16 protein-coding genes are annotated in these 16,876 nt (G+C 71.9%); 11 read left to right on the forward strand and 5 right to left on the reverse strand.

Annotated features, from left to right (window positions below):
• Window positions 1-101 precede the first annotated feature (101 nt).
• The 3 genes from sepH to AB0M11_RS38420 all read right to left on the reverse strand — a co-directional run bounded on the left by sepH (window position 102) and on the right by AB0M11_RS38420 (window position 4,159).
• Window positions 102-1,139 carry a septation protein SepH gene (gene sepH / locus AB0M11_RS38410; protein ID WP_365713069.1) on the reverse strand — a complete coding sequence of 346 codons (1,038 nt, stop codon included), beginning with the start codon at window positions 1,137-1,139 and terminating at the stop codon, window positions 102-104.
• Window positions 1,140-1,641: 502 nt separating this feature from the next.
• Complete coding sequence (locus AB0M11_RS38415) at window positions 1,642-2,961, reverse strand: D-arabinono-1,4-lactone oxidase (RefSeq protein ID WP_365713071.1); 1,320 nt, start codon at window positions 2,959-2,961, stop codon at window positions 1,642-1,644.
• Window positions 2,921-4,159 carry an MFS transporter gene (locus AB0M11_RS38420; RefSeq protein WP_365713073.1) on the reverse strand — a complete coding sequence of 413 codons (1,239 nt, stop codon included), beginning with the start codon at window positions 4,157-4,159 and terminating at the stop codon, window positions 2,921-2,923. Before AB0M11_RS38420 ends, AB0M11_RS38415 begins: the two co-directional genes overlap by 41 nt.
• A 178-nt stretch (window positions 4,160-4,337) precedes the next feature.
• Here AB0M11_RS38420 and AB0M11_RS38425 point away from each other — a divergent pair, with 178 nt between their 5' ends.
• Window positions 4,338-5,465: a ferrochelatase gene (locus AB0M11_RS38425; RefSeq protein WP_365713075.1), complete on the forward strand. Its 1,128-nt coding sequence runs from the start codon at window positions 4,338-4,340 to the stop codon at window positions 5,463-5,465.
• 8 nt (window positions 5,466-5,473) lie between these two features.
• On the forward strand, window positions 5,474-6,289 hold the full coding sequence (locus AB0M11_RS38430; RefSeq protein WP_365713077.1) for an inositol monophosphatase family protein: 816 nt from the start codon (window positions 5,474-5,476) through the stop codon (window positions 6,287-6,289).
• A gap of 313 nt (window positions 6,290-6,602) precedes the next feature.
• Here the strand turns inward: AB0M11_RS38430 and AB0M11_RS38435 are convergent, their stop codons facing one another.
• Window positions 6,603-6,776 carry a hypothetical protein gene (locus AB0M11_RS38435; RefSeq protein ID WP_167450044.1) on the reverse strand — a complete coding sequence of 58 codons (174 nt, stop codon included), beginning with the start codon at window positions 6,774-6,776 and terminating at the stop codon, window positions 6,603-6,605.
• A gap of 418 nt (window positions 6,777-7,194) precedes the next feature.
• Between AB0M11_RS38435 and AB0M11_RS38440 the strand changes: the two genes are divergently transcribed.
• The 4 genes from AB0M11_RS38440 (at window position 7,195) to AB0M11_RS38455 (ending at window position 10,733) form a co-directional block, all read left to right on the forward strand.
• Window positions 7,195-7,848, forward strand: a complete 654-nt coding sequence (locus tag AB0M11_RS38440; RefSeq protein WP_003993508.1) for a response regulator transcription factor — start codon at window positions 7,195-7,197, stop codon at window positions 7,846-7,848.
• 5 nt (window positions 7,849-7,853) lie between these two features.
• On the forward strand, window positions 7,854-9,104 hold the full coding sequence (locus tag AB0M11_RS38445; protein WP_365713079.1) for a HAMP domain-containing sensor histidine kinase: 1,251 nt from the start codon (window positions 7,854-7,856) through the stop codon (window positions 9,102-9,104).
• A 401-nt stretch (window positions 9,105-9,505) separates the two neighbouring features.
• The gene (locus AB0M11_RS38450; RefSeq protein WP_003997302.1) at window positions 9,506-9,802 is read left to right on the forward strand and encodes a DUF4193 domain-containing protein; all 297 of its coding nucleotides are present in this window, start codon (window positions 9,506-9,508) and stop codon (window positions 9,800-9,802) included.
• Between the two features lie 13 nt (window positions 9,803-9,815).
• Window positions 9,816-10,733, forward strand: a complete 918-nt coding sequence (locus tag AB0M11_RS38455; RefSeq protein WP_365713081.1) for a hypothetical protein — start codon at window positions 9,816-9,818, stop codon at window positions 10,731-10,733.
• A gap of 20 nt (window positions 10,734-10,753) precedes the next feature.
• Here the strand turns inward: AB0M11_RS38455 and AB0M11_RS38460 are convergent, their stop codons facing one another.
• Window positions 10,754-11,218: a DUF3093 domain-containing protein gene (locus tag AB0M11_RS38460; RefSeq protein ID WP_365713083.1), complete on the reverse strand. Its 465-nt coding sequence runs from the start codon at window positions 11,216-11,218 to the stop codon at window positions 10,754-10,756.
• 58 nt (window positions 11,219-11,276) lie between these two features.
• Here AB0M11_RS38460 and AB0M11_RS38465 point away from each other — a divergent pair, with 58 nt between their 5' ends.
• The 5 genes from AB0M11_RS38465 (at window position 11,277) to AB0M11_RS38485 (ending at window position 16,687) form a co-directional block, all read left to right on the forward strand.
• Window positions 11,277-11,861, forward strand: coding sequence for a PaaI family thioesterase (locus tag AB0M11_RS38465; RefSeq protein WP_365713085.1), 585 nt, complete (start codon window positions 11,277-11,279; stop codon window positions 11,859-11,861).
• Window positions 11,862-11,929: 68 nt separating this feature from the next.
• Window positions 11,930-12,475, forward strand: a complete 546-nt coding sequence (gene dut, locus AB0M11_RS38470; protein ID WP_365713095.1) for a dUTP diphosphatase — start codon at window positions 11,930-11,932, stop codon at window positions 12,473-12,475.
• A gap of 1 nt (window position 12,476) precedes the next feature.
• On the forward strand, window positions 12,477-13,238 hold the full coding sequence (locus AB0M11_RS38475; RefSeq protein WP_365713087.1) for a DUF3710 domain-containing protein: 762 nt from the start codon (window positions 12,477-12,479) through the stop codon (window positions 13,236-13,238).
• Between the two features lie 219 nt (window positions 13,239-13,457).
• Entirely contained in the window at window positions 13,458-16,004 is a 2,547-nt protein-coding gene (locus AB0M11_RS38480; RefSeq protein WP_365713089.1) for a sensor histidine kinase KdpD, read from the forward strand.
• On the forward strand, window positions 16,001-16,687 hold the full coding sequence (locus AB0M11_RS38485; protein WP_365713091.1) for a response regulator: 687 nt from the start codon (window positions 16,001-16,003) through the stop codon (window positions 16,685-16,687). Before AB0M11_RS38480 ends, AB0M11_RS38485 begins: the two co-directional genes overlap by 4 nt.
• The last annotated feature ends 189 nt before the right edge of the window (window positions 16,688-16,876 follow it).

Here is a 16,876-nt window from a genome sequence, read left to right on the forward strand (position 1 = left end):
GGTCGGCCCGGCCCCGCTGTGTCGGCCGCGGCGCTGCAGTCGTCCGGCACGGCCATGACGGGGGGCACGCGCGCGTGCCCCCCTGCTTGGCCGTCGGCCTCTTACTCCTGCTTCTTGCGTCGCGTCCCGAAGACAATCTCGTCCCAGCTCGGCACCGCGGCCCGGCGGCCGGGGCGGACGCCGTCGGCCTCGGCCTGGCGATCGGTGGCGCCGATCAGCCGGTCGCGATGGCTGCCCACGGAGCGGGGCATGAGGACGTCCGCGTAGGCGGAGCCGGCCGAGGCCGCAGGGGCCGGGGGCTCCTCCTCCACCGGTTCCGGAGCGGGCTCCTCCGCGATCTCCACGGGACGCTCCGGGACCACCATGTCGCCCCGGAAGCTCGGCACCGCCTCCAGGAGGCTGGTCAGCGAGTCGCGTTCGCCGGTCGTCTCCTCGGCCGGTTCGGACGACTGCGCGGGCAGGGCGGGCCGCTCGCGGTCCCGGTCGCCGGAGCGGTCCAGCGGACGGTCGCGCGGCAGCCGCGCGATGCGCGGTACGAACGGAAAGCTGGGCTCCGGTACGGCGAGGTCGTCGGACTCGCCGATCAGCGAGCGCGCCTCGTCGTCGACCGCCTGGACGAGCCGCCGGGGCGGGTCGTAGGTCCAGCTCGCCGAGTGCGGTTCGCCCGCGACCCGGTAGACGAGCAGGACCTCCCAGGTGCCGTCGTCCCGGCGCCAGGAGTCCCACTGCACGGTGTCCTTCTCGGCACCGCGCAGCACCAGCCGCTCCTGCACGGCCTCGCCGAGCAGGGGACCGGAGTTCTCGCCGGGCCGGCGGACGGGCGTCTTGCGCGCCCGCTCGGCCATGAAGGCGCGCTCGGCCAGTACCGGACCCTCGAAGCGCCGCACCCGGTCGACGGGGATCCCGGCGAGCTGCGCGACCTCTTCCGCCGTCGCGCCCGCCCGTATCCGCGCCTGGATGTCCCGAGGCCGGAGATGGCTCTCCACCTCGATCTCGATCTGGCCGAGCCGGGGCCGGTCGCCGCGCACGGCGGCACGGAGCCGTTCGTCGATCGGAAGGGTGTACTCCGTAGAGTCGGCAGCCTTGAGCACCAGCCGTGTGCCGTCATTGGAGACGGCCACGACACGCAGTTCGGGCATGGGGACCTCCCGGGTGGTGCCTGCCGACGTCACGTGCGTCGCTGCTTCCGCTAGTCGAGTGTGGCCTGCCCGGGTGCAGCCTGCCACAACCTTGCCGAGTTGCCCGGCGTGTCGGGCACGGGCCCTGGGCCGCCGTTATGGCACGGTTACCTATTCGCAACGCTAAGTGACCAACTCCGTCACCCTGTGCAACTAGCCCCCTCCCGGCGGTCCTGCAAGGCCTCGGACGCCCAGGCGGGAGACCGGACCCAGGGCTCGCAACAGTACTCCATTCGGACCACGTGCGTGGATGGGCGCGCCGCCCAACTTCTGGCAACAAGCGCCCTCTGGCCGTTGTTTGCCCGCATCGGGCGATCTTGAACGTGGTGTACTTCACGCAATCCCCAGAAACGGAACGAATGGAGTCGTTCGCGCGTCCCGTTCCGGTGCGGCCGATCGAACAAGTGCCGGAAGGGCAGGCAGGGTTCGGTCCCCCGCCTGCCGGTGTCCGACGCCTGCCCGGCTACTGCCCCAGAACCCTCCGCAGATAGTCGTTCTGGAAGAGCCGGTCCGGGTCGAGCCGGTCCCGCAGCGCCGTGAACTCGCCGAAGCGCGGGTAGACCTTGGCGAAGTACTCCGCGTCCCTGGTGTGCACCTTGCCCCAGTGCGGGCGGCCCTCATGGGCGGTGAAGATGCGCTCGGCGGCGGTGAAGTACGCCTGGTACGGCGTGCCGCGGAACATGTGCACCGCGACGTAGGCGCTGTCCCTGGCGGACGCGGTGGACAGCGCGATGTCGTCGGCCGGGGCGGTGCGGACCTCGACCGGGAAGTTCACCCGGAGGTCCGACCGGTCGACCATCGCCCTCAGTTCCCGCAGCGTGTCCACCAGGGCCTCGCGCGGGACGGCGTACTCCATCTCCACGAAGCGCACCCGGCGCGGGGAGGTGAAGACCTTGTAGGGGATGTCCGTGTACGTCCGCGCGGACAGCGCCGTGCTGGAGATCCGGGCGATCGCCGGTACGACGGCGGGCGCCGCGCGGCCGACCAACTGGGCGGCGTGGAAGACGCCGTTGGAGAGGAACTCGTCCTCGAACCAGCCGGCCAGCCGCCCCACCGGCTGCGCCGGTCCCGCGCTGCGGTTGTTGCGCTTGGTGTTGGTGTTGCCGGTGTGCGGGAACCAGTAGAACTCGAAGTGCTCGTTCTCGGCGTGGAGCTGGTCGAACTCGGCGAGCACCCGGTCCAGCGGCATCGGCTCCTCCCGCGCGGTGAGCAGGAAGACCGGCTCCACCCCGAAGGTGATCGCGGTGACGATGCCCAGCGCGCCGAGACCGACCCGCGCGGCCGCGAAGACCTCCGGGTTCTCCTTCTCCGAGCAGGTGAGCACCGAGCCGTCGGCGGTGACGAGTTCGAGCTCCCTGATCTGCGCGGCCAGCGACGCCGACTCCCGGCCGGTGCCGTGGGTGCCGGTGCTGGTGGCCCCGGAGACCGTCTGCTCCATGATGTCGCCCATGTTGGTCAGCGACAGGCCCTCGCGGGCCAGGGCCATGTTGAGCCGCTTGAGCGGGGTGCCGGCCTCGACCGTGACGGTCATGGCCTTGCGGTCGATGTTCCGGATCCCGGTCAGCAGGTGAGGGCGGACCGAGACGCCGTCGGTCGCGGCGATCGCGGTGAAGGAGTGGCCGCTGCCGACCGCCTTCACCTTCAGGCCGTCCTCCGCCGCCTGCCGTACGGCGGCCGCGAGTTCGTCCACGGAGGCGGGCGTGACCTCTCGCGCGGGGCGGACGGTGACATTCCCTCCCCAGTTACGCCACGTGCCGCTCTTCCCGCTCGCTGTGCTGCCCAACGGTGCCTCCCCGACCCGTGACCGGCCTGCTGAGCCGGCGGTACCCGAGGAAACCGACCGCCACCGCGACGGCCCCGGACACGGCCGGAACCCCGTACCCGGCACGGGCGCCGGCCGCGTCGATCACCCAGCCGGCGACCGAGGAGCCGAGCGCCACCCCGACCGCGAGGCCGGTGCTCACCCAGGTCATTCCCTCGGTGAGCTTCGCGCGAGGTACGTGCTTTTCGATGAGGGACATCGTCGTGATCATCGTCGGTGCGATGGACAGGCCCGCAACGAACAGCGCCACGGCCAGAAGCGGCAAGTTTCCGACCAGTAGGAGGGGGATCATACTCACGGCCATCGCACATATGCCCAGCAGCCACCTGCGTTCCGCTCTCCCCGCGAACCGCAGGAGCCCGAAGACCGCTCCGGCGACGCAGGAACCCGCCGCGTACAGCGCCAGGACGATGCTGGAGGCGCCCTTGTGGGCCCGCTCGTCCGCGAAGGCGACGGTCACCACGTCGACCGCCCCGAAGATCGCCCCGGTGGCCACGAAGGTCGCCACCAGCACCTGGAGGCCGGGCGCGCGCAGCGCCGAACCGCCGCCGTGGTGCCCGCGCGGGTGCGGCTCGGGCTCGGTGGCCCGCTGGGCGGTCAGCCAGAAGACACCGGCGGCGAGGAAACCGGCGGCCAGCAACGGGCCCGCCTCCGGGAACCAGGTCGTGGACAGGCCGATGGAGAGGATCGGCCCGACGATGAAGCACACCTCGTCGACGACGGACTCGAACGAGTAGGCGGTGTGCAGCTGCGGGGTGCCCCCGTAGAGGGCGGCCCAGCGGGCCCGGATCATCGCGCCCAGGCTCGGCACCGTGCCGATCCCCGCCGCGCACACGAACAGCACCCAGTCCGGCCACCCGTAGTGCGCCGCGCAGAGCAGCCCGGCCGCCGCGGCGAGCGCGAGCAGGGTGGCGGGGCGCAGGACGCGGCGCTGGCCGTGCAGGTCGACCAGCCGGGACACCTGCGGCCCGATCGCCGCGGCGGACAGCGCGATGGTGGCCGACAGCGCGCCCGCGAGCCCGTACCGCCCGCTCAGCTGGGAGATCATCGTGACCACGCCGATGCCCATCATGGACAGCGGCATCCGGCCGACGAAGCCCGCGGCGGAGAAGCCCCTGCTGCCGGGGGCGGCGAACAGGGCGCGATAGGGGCTGGGCACGGGTGTCTCCGACGGCTCTGCGGGGTAAGGCTCTGCGGGTAAGGCGTGACGGCGGCTGATACAGCTTACGAGTGCCCCTGCTGTGCCGCACCCCTTCCGCACCGGGGATAAACATCCCGAATCCGACTCTTCACGCTCCTGTTTCCGGGCCGTCAGTGCCGGGTGGCAGGATCGGCTCATGTCAGACGCGCTCGATGCCACCCCCTACGACGCCCTGCTCCTGCTCTCCTTCGGCGGCCCGGAAGGCCCGGACGACGTGGTTCCGTTCCTGGAGAACGTGACCCGCGGGCGCGGTATCCCGAAGGAACGCCTCAAGGAGGTCGGGCAGCACTACTTCCTGTTCGGCGGGGTCAGCCCGATCAACGACCAGAACCGCGCCCTGCTGGACGCCCTGCGCAAGGACTTCGCCGAGCACGGCCTGGACCTGCCGATCTACTGGGGCAACCGGAACTGGGCGCCGTACCTGACGGACACCCTGCGCGAGATGGTCGCTGACGGCCGCCGCCGCATCCTGGTGCTCACCACCAGCGCCTACGCCTCCTACTCGGGCTGCCGCCAGTACCGCGAGAACCTCGCGGACGCGCTGGCCGAGCTGGCGGCCGAGGACCTCGAACTCCCGAGGATCGACAAGCTGCGGCACTACTTCAACCACCCCGGCTTCCTCGACCCGATGATCGACGGGGTGCTGGCCTCCCTCGCCGACCTCCCGGAGGACGTCCGCGCGGGCGCCCACATCGCCTTCACCACCCACTCCATCCCGACCGCCGCCGCCGACACCTCGGGCCCGGCCGAGACGCACGGCGAGGGCGGCGCGTACGTCGAGGAGCACCTGGACGTCGCCGAGCTGATCGCCGGCGCGGTCCGTGAGCGCACCGGCGTCGACCACCCCTGGCGGCTCGTCTACCAGTCCCGCTCCGGCGCCCCGCACATCCCGTGGCTGGAGCCGGACATCTGCGACCACCTGGAGGAGCTGCACGGCGCCGGCGTGCCGGCCGTGGTGATGGCCCCCATCGGGTTCGTCTCCGACCACATGGAGGTCCTCTACGACCTCGACACGGAGGCCAAGGCCAAGGCCGAGGAGCTGGGCCTGCCGGTCCGCCGGTCCGCGACCGTCGGGGACGACCCCAGGTTCGCCGCCGCGATCCGCGACCTGGTCCTGGAGCGCGCGGCCGTGGAGAGCGGACGGCAGGTCACGCCGTGCGCCCTGGGCGCGCTCGGCGCGAGCCACGACCTGTGCCCGGTCGGCTGCTGCCCGGCCCGCGCCCCCCGCCCCGCCGCGGCCGGCGCCGACAGCCCCTACGCGTGAGGAGCCCCGTGACCGACGCCCTGCACACGGACCTGCTGCACCTCGCCCGGGAGGCGGCCGCCCGCGCCGGCGAGCTGCTGCGGGACGGACGCCCGGCCGACCTCGCCGTGGCCCGCACCAAGTCCAGCCCGATCGACGTCGTCACCGAGATGGACATCGCGGCGGAGAAGCTGATCACCGATCTGATCGCCGGGCACCGGCCCGACGACGGCTTCCTCGGCGAGGAGGGCGCGTCCACGGAGGGCACGAGCGGCATCCGCTGGGTGATCGACCCGCTCGACGGCACGGTCAACTACCTGTACGGGCTGCCGACCTGGGCGGTCTCCATCGCGGCCGAGCAGGACGGGGAGACCGTGGTCGGCGTCGTGGCGGCGCCGATGCGCGGCGAGACGTACCACGCGGTGCGGGGCCGCGGGGCCTGGGCGACCGGGGCGTGGGAGGGCGAGCGCGAGCTGCGCTGCCGGCCGGCGCCGCCGCTGGACCAGGCGCTGGTGTCGACCGGCTTCAACTACGTCTCGGGGGTCCGCGCCCACCAGGCGGAGGTCGCGGCCCGGCTGATCCCGCTGCTCCGCGACATCCGGCGCAGCGGGTCGGCGGCGGTCGACCTGTGCGACCTGGCCTGTGGCCGGCTGGACGGGTACTACGAGCGTGGCCTCAACCCCTGGGACTGGGGGGCGGGCGACCTCATCGCCCGCGAGGCGGGCGCCCGCACCGGTGGCCGCCCCGGAGAGGCCCTCTCCCGCGACCTGACGGTCGCCGGCACCCCCGGCGTCTTCGAGCCCCTCCAGCGCCTCCTGGAGGACTTCGGAGCGTGGCACGACTGAGCGCCGCCGCACGCGGTGGCCGAGGGGACCGGCACCGCCGACCACCGCCGTGCCGGCCGAGCGCCGTCGCGGCGGGGAGGGGTCGGTGGTGTCGCGGTCGGCGGGTGTGCGTACGTCGAGCCCCTGCTCGGGAGGCCGGGAGCCGTCGTCCCGAGCGGCCGGCGTGCTGCCGCGGAAAAGGGCTCGTTCCTGCTGTCGGCAGGAATCGAACGCGGTAGCGGGGGAAGGGATCAGGTACGAGCAGGGCCCCGGCGCTGGATTCGCCGGGGCCCTGTTCTCGCGGTGCTGTGCTGTGCTGCTGTGCCGCGGGCTGTCAGACGCTGGTCGCGCCGACTTCCACACCGTGTTCGGCTGCGAGGCGGCGCAGGTCGTCGAGCTCGGCCTGCTCCACTTCGACGAGGAAGTCGTCACCCTCGTCACGAGCCCGGGTGATGTCGGACTCGGTCGCCTTTATGCGCTGCAGAAGTCCTGCGGTGAATGCGTCCATGCTGCGCCCCCTCGTCCTGGGTCGTGGGTCGGTGGCACGGGGGTGTGCCGTCGGGAAGGGGCGATCACGTCTCTCGCGGGTGCCCAGCGCTGCCCTGCTGGGCGGCGACGGTGCCGGACACCCCCATCGTCCACTCTGCTGTAGCGGCGGTGTACGTACCGCATGGTGCTGCGGCACATGCAGAGCGTGATCGCGGGGTGTACATGCGGTCCTCCCCCCGCTCCCCTCCGCGGAAACCTCAACCGCAGGAGAAAATCTCGTATTCCCGCCCGGCGCCCTTCGATCTCGCTGCCCGGCCCCCGTCTTACTGCCGACTTATGGCCGAAAAGGGCAGGATGGAGGTCACACACCCCATGGAGATCCCTGCCCGTGTGCGCCGCCGCGCGCTACGCGGGTGGACAGAGGAAGGACAAGCGACGTGCGCGTACTCGTCGTCGAGGACGAGCAACTGCTCGCCGATGCGGTGGCCACCGGACTGCGCCGGGAGGCCATGGCCGTCGACGTCGTGTACGACGGTGCGGCCGCCCTGGAGCGCATCGGCGTCAACGACTACGACGTGGTCGTCCTCGACCGCGACCTCCCCCTCGTGCACGGCGACGACGTCTGCCGCAAGATCGTCGAGCTCGGCATGCCCACCCGCGTGCTGATGCTGACCGCCTCCGGGGACGTCAGCGACCGCGTGGAGGGCCTGGAGATCGGCGCCGACGACTACCTCCCCAAGCCCTTCGCGTTCAGCGAGCTCATCGCGCGCGTGCGCGCCCTCGGCCGGCGTACCAGCGTGCCGCTGCCGCCCGTCCTGGAGCGCGCCGGCATCAAGCTCGACCCGAACCGCCGCGAGGTCTTCCGCGACGGCAAGGAGGTCCAGCTCGCGCCCAAGGAGTTCGCCGTCCTGGAGGTGCTGATGCGCAGCGAGGGCGCGGTGGTCTCCGCCGAGCAGCTCCTGGAGAAGGCGTGGGACGAGAACACCGACCCCTTCACCAACGTCGTGCGGGTGACCGTGATGACCCTGCGCCGCAAGCTGGGCGAGCCCCCGGTGATCGTCACCGTCCCCGGCTCGGGTTACCGGATCTGATGACCGTGGCCACCACTCCCGCACCCCCGCAGGCACCCCCCAAGCCCACCTGGGACCCCAGAAGACCGCAGCCCGTCCTCCCCTGGCTGCGCCCCACCATCCGCATACGGCTCACCCTGCTGTACGGCGGCATGTTCCTGATCGCCGGCATCCTGCTGCTGTCGATCATCTACCTGCTCGCCGCCCAGGCGATCAGCACGGGGAACCAGCCGTTCTTCAAGATCATCGACGGCACGAACATCAAGGTCTCCAGCGACAACTGCCCGGCGATCGCCGGGATCAACAACCTGCAGATCCCGGACTTCAACGCGGCGATCGCGCAGTGCGTGGACCGCCAGCGCCAGGCGGCCCTGGACAACCTGCTCAGCCGCTCGCTCCTCGCCCTGCTGGGCCTGGCCGTGATCGCCTTCGCGTTCGGTTACGCCATGGCCGGCCGCGTGCTCTCCCCCCTCGGCCGGATCACCCGCACCGCCCGCGCGGTGGCCGGCTCGGACCTGTCCCGCCGGATCGAGCTGGACGGGCCGGACGACGAGCTGAAGGAGCTCGCGGACACCTTCGACGACATGCTGGAGCGGCTGCAGCGGGCCTTCACCGCCCAGCAGCGCTTCGTCGGCAACGCCTCGCACGAACTGCGCACGCCCCTGGCGATCAACCGCACGCTCCTGGAGGTGCACCTCTCGGACCCGGGCGCGCCCGTGGAGCTGCAGCAGCTGGGCAAGACGCTGCTGGCCACCAACGAGCGCAGCGAGCAGCTCGTGGAGGGCCTGCTGCTGCTCGCCCGCAGCGACAACCAGATCGTCGAGCGCAAACCGGTCGACCTGGCCGAGGTGGCCTCCCAGGCGGTGGACCAGGTGCAGGCCGAGGCGGAGGCCAAGGGCGTGACGATCCGGGGCGTACGCAAGCCCGCCGTGGTCCAGGGCAACGGCGTGCTGCTGGAGCGGATCGCGCTGAACCTCGTGCAGAACGCGGTGCGCTACAACGTGCCCGACGACGGCTGGGTGGAGGTCAACACGGAGATCCAGCACGGGCAGGCGGTGCTGTACGTCGCGAACACGGGGCCGGTGGTGCCCGCGTACGAGATCGACAACATCTTCGAGCCCTTCAGGCGGCTGCGGACCGAGCGCACGGGCAGCGACAAGGGAGTGGGCCTCGGCCTGTCCATCGTGCGCTCCGTGGCGCGGGCGCACGGCGGCCACATCGTGGCCCAGCCACGGGAGGGCGGTGGGCTGGTGATGCGCGTCACGCTGCCGGTCTGACGCCGTTACAAGATCGCGACACACGCGGCGGATGTTCGCTTTGCGCTGAATTTTCCAGCGGCGCGGCACATTCCCCTCTGTGTGATCGATCACAGAGGCGGTTTTCAGGCCATCCACTCTCCGTGATCATGGCGGGGGGAATAAGGGCGGGAAAATCCCTGTTTTCAGGGGTCTTGATCACGGGAAGTACAGGGTGAGGCGCCTTTGAACTGCCTCAGCAGGACCGTGTACGGTCCCCATCGCCATTCAACCTGATCACTCTCGAGGGGTCCGGTTGGGTGTCGATTGAGTAACAGACCTTGATGTGAGGCAAAATCTCCGCCTCGGGTCGGGCACAAGTCCGGCCTCTCACGCGTTACGTGCGCTGGAGACACCGCAGACACCCAGAGGGGGAGAGCGACATGGCAACCGATTACGACACTCCACGCAAGACCGACGACGACGTCGACTCGGACAGCCTTGAAGAGCTGAAGGCCAGGAGGAACGACAAGTCCACGTCCTCGGTGGACGTCGACGAGTTCGAGGCCGCCGAAGGCCTGGAGCTGCCCGGCGCGGACCTCTCGAACGAGGAGCTGGCCGTCCGGGTGCTGCCCAAGCAGCAGGACGAGTTCACCTGCATGAGCTGCTTCCTGGTGCACCACCGCAGCCAGCTGGCCCGCGAGAAGAACGGTCAGCCGATCTGCCGCGACTGCGACTGAGGACGGGTCGGGCATGACTGGCTCGACCCCACCTCGGAAGCGCCGCTTCCCTCTGCCGGGAGCGGACTCGGGGCCGTCCGACGGCCCAGACGCGCGTGACGACGACGAGCGGGGCTCAGATCCGGGAGCCTCGCTCGAACCGGCGGCCGGCCGGGGTGACCTCCCGGCGCCGGCGGAGCGGCCCGCGCCCGTCGCGAGGCGACGGGTCGCGGTCATCCGTGAGAAGGCCGTGGACATGGCCCGGGAAGGCGCCCGTAGGGGCGGCAGCCGGGCGAGAGCGGGGCTGGCGTACCTCGCGGACCGGATCATCGAGATCGCCCCGCGTGTCCCCGTACGTGACCTCGCGACCCTGCGCCGGCAGTTCCCGGGCCTCGGACCCGAGCAGCTCGCCGACAAACTCGTGGCGGGCGCGGCGGGCGCGACCTCGGCGGTCGGGGCCGGCGTCGGGGCGGCCGCGATGCTGCCGGTGCCGCCGGCGATGCCGACCGAGCTGGCCGCGGAGATCACCGGGGTCGCGGCGATCGAGCTGAAGCTGATCGCCGAACTCCACGAGGTGTACGGCGTGCGGCCGCCGGGGAACCTGAAGGCCCGCAGCACCGCGTATCTGTCCTCCTGGTCGGGGGAGCGCGGGATCGACGTGATGAAGCCGTCGACGGTCAACAACGCCCTCGGCGGCCAGATGAAGCGCGAACTGCGCCAGCAGATCATGAAGCGGATGGTCCGGGACCTGCCCAACCTGATGCCGTTCATGGTCGGCGCCGCGGTGGGCGCGGTGATGAACCGCCGGGACACCAGGAAGCTCGCGGCCCGGATCCGGGCGGACCTGAGGAAGATCCAGGTGCCCTGGGAGGAGCTGCCGGAGCTGCCGCCGCTGGAGAGACCGGCCGAACCGCTGCCGATCGCGGAGCTCCCCGAGGAGCTCGGGGGCTGAGGCCCGCGAGCCCGCCGCGGCTACCCCTTCGGGGCCTTCGCCGCCTCGATCGCGGCGGCCAGGGCTTCCGGCTCCCGGGTCGACAGGTACAGGTACGGCGTCGGGTCCTCGGGGTCGGTGACCTCCACGCGCAGTGCCCTCGGGATGTAGGAGCGCAGCAGGAGGAAGGCGCGGACGTCGGCCTTGTACGTGCGCCAGGCGCGTGCCTCCTCCGGGTCCAGGATCTCCGCCGCGCCCAGGGCCGAGACCGGGATCTTCGCCTCGCCCGCGATCAGCGAGTCGCCGACCACCCGGATGCGCGGGGAGCCGTACGAGCTGGCCACCACGGCCGCCGCCGCGGTGCCGCCGACCAGGCCGCCCAGCAGCGGCAGCGTGCCGAACGGCAGCAGGATCAGAGCGAACGAGACGCCCACGAGGAAGCAGACGACCCACCACGACCGGGGGGCGGTGAGGCGTTCTTCGTACGGGGTGGCGGAGAGCTGCATGGAGCCAAGCTTGGCACGGTGTCCTGATTCACCGGACGCGCGGGTAAGGTCTGCGGCTGTGAGTGGTAGTTCCACAGCTCTTCAGCCCCCCGCCAGTGCCCGGAAACCGGAGCGGCACCCCGACGCGCCCGCGCCCGGTGAGCTCATCGGCGCACACTACGAACACTGTTTCGGGTGTGGCCATGAGCAGCCGCACGGGCTGCACCTGGAGGCGCGGGCCGGCGAGGGCGTGTCCCTCACCGCCGAGTTCACCGTGCGCCCGGCCCACCAGGGCGCCCCCGGCCTCGCGCACGGCGGCGTGCTCGCCACCGCCCTCGACGAGACGCTCGGCTCGCTCAACTGGCTGCTGCGGAAGATCGCCGTGACGGGACGCCTGGAGACCGACTTCGTGCGGCCCGTCCCCGTCGGAACCACGCTCCACCTGACGGCCGAGGTGGTGGCCGTGGCCGGCCGGAAGATCTACTCGACCGCCACCGGCCGCATGGACGGCCCCACCGGGCCCGTCGCCGTCCGCGCCGACGCTCTCTTCGTCGAGGTACCGGTCGAGCACTTCGTCGACCACGGCCGCCAGGAGGAGATCCAGGCCGCGATGCAGGACCCCGACCAGGCCCGGCGGGCCCGCGCCTTCGAGGTGAACCCGTGAACCCCGTGGACCCCGAGAACCCCCTGGACCGCGTGAACCCCGTGCGCCCCGCGCCTTCGGCCCGTGCGGTGGCCCCGCTCGGCGTCCTCGTCCGCCGGGTCGACCCCGAGGTACCGCTTCCGGCGTACGAGCACCCCGGTGACGCGGGAGCCGACCTGCGTACCACCGAGGCGTGCGAACTGCGGCCCGGTGAACGGGCCGTCCTGCCCACCGGCGTGTCGATCGCCCTCCCGGAGGGGTACGCGGCCTTCGTGCACCCCCGTTCGGGGCTCGCCGCACGATGCGGTGTGGCCCTCGTGAATGCCCCGGGGACGATTGATGCCGGGTACCGTGGGGAGATCAAGGTGATCGTGGTGAACCTCGACCCGCGCGAGCCGGTGCGGTTCGAGCGTTTCGACCGGATCGCACAACTGGTCGTCCAGCAGGTCGAGAGGGTCCGCTTCCAGGAGGTGGCGGAACTTCCCGGCTCGGCGCGGGCCGAGGGGGGCTTCGGGTCCACCGGCGGTCATGCCGCGGTGGGCGACGTGAGCGGCACAAGCGGTCAGGCCGCCGAGGGCGGTCGGACGGGTGGGAATCGATACGCTTCGGTCGTATCCGACCGGGAAGGACAGTGACGTGTTCGGACGTCGCAAGAAGAAGGGTGCCGCCGAGGACGCGGCCGGCGAGGCCGAGCAGGTCGTCGACAGCGTCGACACCGAGGCGGACGAGGAAGAGGGCGCGCGTGAGCGCGTGCGCCTGGAGCCGGAGCCGCGGCCCGACGGGCCGTGGGACGACACCGAGGTGCGCGAGCCCGGCGAGGGCCGGGTGGACCTGGGCGGTCTGTTCGTGCCCGGCGTGGACGGCATGGAGCTGCGGGTCGAGGTCGCGGGTGACGCGATCGTCGCGGCGACCGTCGTGCTGCGCGACAGCGCCATCCAGCTGCAGGCCTTCGCCGCGCCGAAGCGCGAGGGCATCTGGGGTGAGGTCCGCGAGGAGATCGCGACCGGCATCACCCAGCAGGGCGGCATCGTCGACGAGGTCGAGGGGCCGCTGGGCTGGGAACTGCGCGCCCAGGTGCCGGTCCAGCTGCCGGACGGCACGGGCGGCTTCCAGGTCGTGCGGTTCGTCGGGGTGGACGGTCCGCGCTGGTTCCTGCGCGGCGTGATCTCCGGGCAGGGCGCGGTGCAGCCGCAGGCGGCCGGCCTCCTGGAGCAGATCTTCCGGGACACCGTGGTGGTCCGCGGCGAGGGCCCGATGGCGCCCCGCGACCCGATCGTCCTGAAGCTGCCCAACGACGCCCAGATGGTCCCCGAGGGCGTCCAGCAGGAGGAGTCCTCGCGCTTCTCCGGCGGCATGGGCCAGCTGCAGCGCGGACCGGAGATCACCGAGGTCCGCTAGGGCGGTACAGAGCAAGCAGACAGCGACAGGGGCCGTACCCGCACCGGGGTGCGGCCCTTCGCCGTGCGCCGGACCGGGGGAGGGGCCGCCGTGGCCCGGGGGCGCCCATCAGGGTTGCGTCAAAGATGCCCGCTGCCAAGGGCCTTGCCCTGTTCGCCCGGATTGTTGGCCGTAAGGTCGACGCTGCGTAGGCGGCAGTTGCAGGAAGACAATAGGACCATGGCGCGCGGCAAGCTTCGGATCTATCTCGGTGCGGCACCGGGCGTGGGCAAGACCTACGCCATGCTCTCCGAGGCGCACCGGCGGGTGGAACGGGGCACCGACTGCGTGGTCGCCTTCGTCGAGCACCACGACCGGCCGCGCACCGAGGTGATGCTGCACGGCCTGGAGCAGGTGACGCGCAAGGAGCTCGACTACCGGGGAACCGCGTTCACCGAGATGGACGTCGACGCCGTACTGCGCCGCGCCCCCGCCGTCGCCCTCGTGGACGAACTCGCCCACACCAACATCCCCGGCTCCCGCAACGCCAAGCGCTGGCAGGACGTGGAAGAGCTGCTGGCGGCCGGGATCGACGTGATCTCGACCGTCAACATCCAGCACCTCGAATCCCTCGGTGACGTCGTCGAGTCCATCACCGGCGTGCGCCAGCGCGAGACCGTGCCCGACGAGGTGGTACGGCGCGCGGACCAGATCGAACTGGTCGACATGTCGCCCCAGGCGCTGCGCCGGCGCATGGCGCACGGCAACATCTACACGCCGGACAAGGTCGACGCGGCCCTGTCCAACTACTTCCGGCCCGGCAACCTCACCGCCCTGCGCGAGCTCGCGCTGCTGTGGGTGGCCGACCGGGTCGACGCGTACCTGAAGCAGTACCGCAGCGAACACCAGGTCTCGGCGATCTGGGGCTCACGCGAGCGGATCGTCGTCGGGCTCACCGGCGGACCGGAGGGCCGGACGCTGATCCGGCGGGCCGCACGGCTCGCCGAGAAGGGCGCCGGCGGCGAGGTGCTCGCCGTCTACATCTCCCGCAGCGACGGCCTGACCTCCGCCTCCCCGAAGGAGCTCGCCGTCCAGCGGACCCTGGTGGAGGACCTCGGCGGCACCTTCCACCACGTCGTGGGCGAGGACATCCCCGCGGCCCTGCTCGACTTCGCCCGCGGCGTCAACGCCACCCAGATCGTGCTCGGCTCCTCGCGCCGCAAGGCCTGGCAGTACGTCCTCGGACCCGGCGTCGGCGCCACCGTCGCCCGCGAGTCGGGACCCGACCTGGACGTCCACATCGTCACCCACGGCGAGGCCGGCAAGGGCCGCGGACTGCCGGTCGCCCGGGGCGCCCGGCTCGGCCGGGGCCGGATCGTCGCGGGCTGGGTGGTCGGCCTGGCCGGCCCGGCCGTCATGGCGGTGCTGCTGAACAACGTCAACCTGGGCCTCGCCAACGACATGCTGCTGTTCCTGACCTTCACGGTCGCGGCGGCGCTGCTCGGCGGCCTCTTCCCGGCGCTGGCCTCGGCCGCCTTCGGCTCGCTGCTGCTGAACTACTTCTACACCCCGCCCCTGCACCGGCTGACCGTCGCCGACCCGAAGAACATCGTCGCCATCGTGATCTTCTTCGGGGTCGCGTTGTCCGTCGCCTCGGTCGTGGACCTGGCCGCCCGCCGCACCCACCAGGCGGCCCGGCTGCGCGCCGAGTCGGAGATCCTCTCCTTCCTCGCCGGCAACGTGCTGCGCGGCGAGACGAGCCTGGAGGAGCTGCTGGAACGGGTCCGGGAGACCTTCGGCATGGAGTCCGCCGCCCTCCTGGAGCGGGCGGGCGACGTCGAGCCGTGGAGCTGCGCCGGGCGCGCCGGTTTCGGGCCCGCGCTGGAGCGCCCCGAGGACGCCGACGTCGACATGCCGATAGGCGACCACATGGCCCTCGCGCTGACCGGGCGGGTGCTGCCCGCCGAGGACCGCCGGGTGCTCGCCGCCTTCGCCGCCCAGGCTGCGGTCGTCCTGGACCGCAGGCGCCTGCAGGAGGAGGCCGAACAGGCCCGCGCGCTCGCCGAGGGCAACCGGATCCGTACCGCCCTGCTGGCCGCCGTCAGCCACGACCTGCGCACCCCGCTGGCCGGGATCAAGGCGGCGGTGTCGTCGCTGCGCTCGGACGACGTGGACTGGTCCGAGGAGGACCGGGCGGAGCTCCTGGAGGGCATCGAGGAGGGCGCCGACCGGCTGGACCACCTCGTCGGCAACCTGCTCGACATGTCCCGGCTGCAGACCGGCACCGTCACCCCGATCGTCCACGAGACCGACCTCGACGAGGTGGTGCCGATGGCGCTGGTCGGGGTGCCGGACGGCAGCGTGGACCTGGACGTCCCCGAGACCCTGCCGATGGTCGAGGCCGACGCCGGTCTGCTGGAGCGGTCAGTGGCCAACCTGGTCGAGAACGCCGTCAAGTACAGCCCGCCCGGCCGGCCCGTGCTGGTCTCGGCCAGCGCCATCGCCGACCGGGTGGAGGTACGGATCGTGGACCGCGGACCCGGCGTGCCGGACGAGGCCAAAGAACGCATATTCGAGCCCTTCCAGCGCTACGGTGACGCTCCGCGCGGCGCCGGGGTCGGACTGGGGCTCGCGGTCGCCCGGGGCTTCGCGGAGGCGATGGGCGGCACCCTCAACGCCGAGGACACGCCCGGCGGCGGGCTCACCATGGTCCTCAGCCTCCGGGCGGCAGGATCGGTCCCCGCAGTACCGCAAGCGGTAGCAGAACCCGAAAGGCAGGCCTCATGACCCGTGTGCTCGTGGTCGACGACGAGCCGCAGATCGTGCGCGCCCTCGTGATCAACCTCAAGGCGCGCAAGTACGAGGTCGACGCGGCCCCCGACGGCCGTACCGCCCTCGAACTGGCCGCCTCCCGCCATCCCGACGTGATCGTCCTCGACCTCGGCCTGCCCGACATGGACGGCGTCGAGGTGATCAAGGGGCTGCGCGGCTGGACCCGGGTGCCGATCCTGGTCCTCTCCGCCCGCCACTCCTCCGACGAGAAGGTCGAGGCGCTCGACGCGGGCGCCGACGACTACGTCACCAAGCCCTTCGGCATGGACGAGCTGCTGGCCCGGCTGCGGGCCGCCGTACGGCGCGCCGAGCCGGTCGCAGGGGGCGGCGAGGACGACGTCCTGGTGGAGACCGAGGGGTTCACCGTCGACCTGGCCGCGAAGAAGGTCAACCGGGCCGGCCGGGACGTCCGGCTCACCCCGACCGAGTGGCACCTGCTGGAGGTCCTGGTCCGCAGCACCGGCCGGCTGGTCAGCCAGAAGCAGCTGCTGCAGGAGGTGTGGGGGCCGTCGTACGGCACGGAGACCAACTACCTGCGCGTGTACATGGCACAACTCCGCCGCAAACTGGAGACGGACCCGTCCCACCCGAAGCACTTCATCACCGAGCCGGGGATGGGGTACCGGTTCGAGAAGTGAGGGGGGCGACAAGCGAGCCGGGTGACGGAGTGCGCTGGACCGGAAGGAGCCGTGGTGCGGCCGGGGGTCCGGGGGTTGCCCCCGGGGGATGCCGCATCACCGAGCCGGGGATGGGGTACCGGTTCGAGAAGTGAGGGGGGCGACAAGCGAGCCGGGTGACGGAGTGCGCTGGACCGGAAGGAGCCGTGG

This window comes from Streptomyces sp. NPDC051987 (assembly GCF_040680735.1).
GTDB lineage: Bacteria > Actinomycetota > Actinomycetes > Streptomycetales > Streptomycetaceae > Streptomyces.

Bases quoted from the DNA above. Each gene is read 5' to 3' on its own strand.
- sepH (WP_365713069.1), bottom strand. From the start codon at position 1,139: ATGCCCGAACTGCGTGTCGTGGCCGTCTCCAATGACGGCACACGGCTG.
- AB0M11_RS38425 (WP_365713075.1), top strand. From the start codon at position 4,338: ATGTCAGACGCGCTCGATGCCACCCCCTACGACGCCCTGCTCCTGCTC.
- AB0M11_RS38435 (WP_167450044.1), bottom strand. From the start codon at position 6,776: ATGGACGCATTCACCGCAGGACTTCTGCAGCGCATAAAGGCGACCGAG.
- AB0M11_RS38450 (WP_003997302.1), top strand. From the start codon at position 9,506: ATGGCAACCGATTACGACACTCCACGCAAGACCGACGACGACGTCGAC.
- AB0M11_RS38455 (WP_365713081.1), top strand. From the start codon at position 9,816: ATGACTGGCTCGACCCCACCTCGGAAGCGCCGCTTCCCTCTGCCGGGA.
- AB0M11_RS38460 (WP_365713083.1), bottom strand. From the start codon at position 11,218: ATGCAGCTCTCCGCCACCCCGTACGAAGAACGCCTCACCGCCCCCCGG.
- AB0M11_RS38480 (WP_365713089.1), top strand. From the start codon at position 13,458: ATGGCGCGCGGCAAGCTTCGGATCTATCTCGGTGCGGCACCGGGCGTG.
- AB0M11_RS38485 (WP_365713091.1), top strand. From the start codon at position 16,001: ATGACCCGTGTGCTCGTGGTCGACGACGAGCCGCAGATCGTGCGCGCC.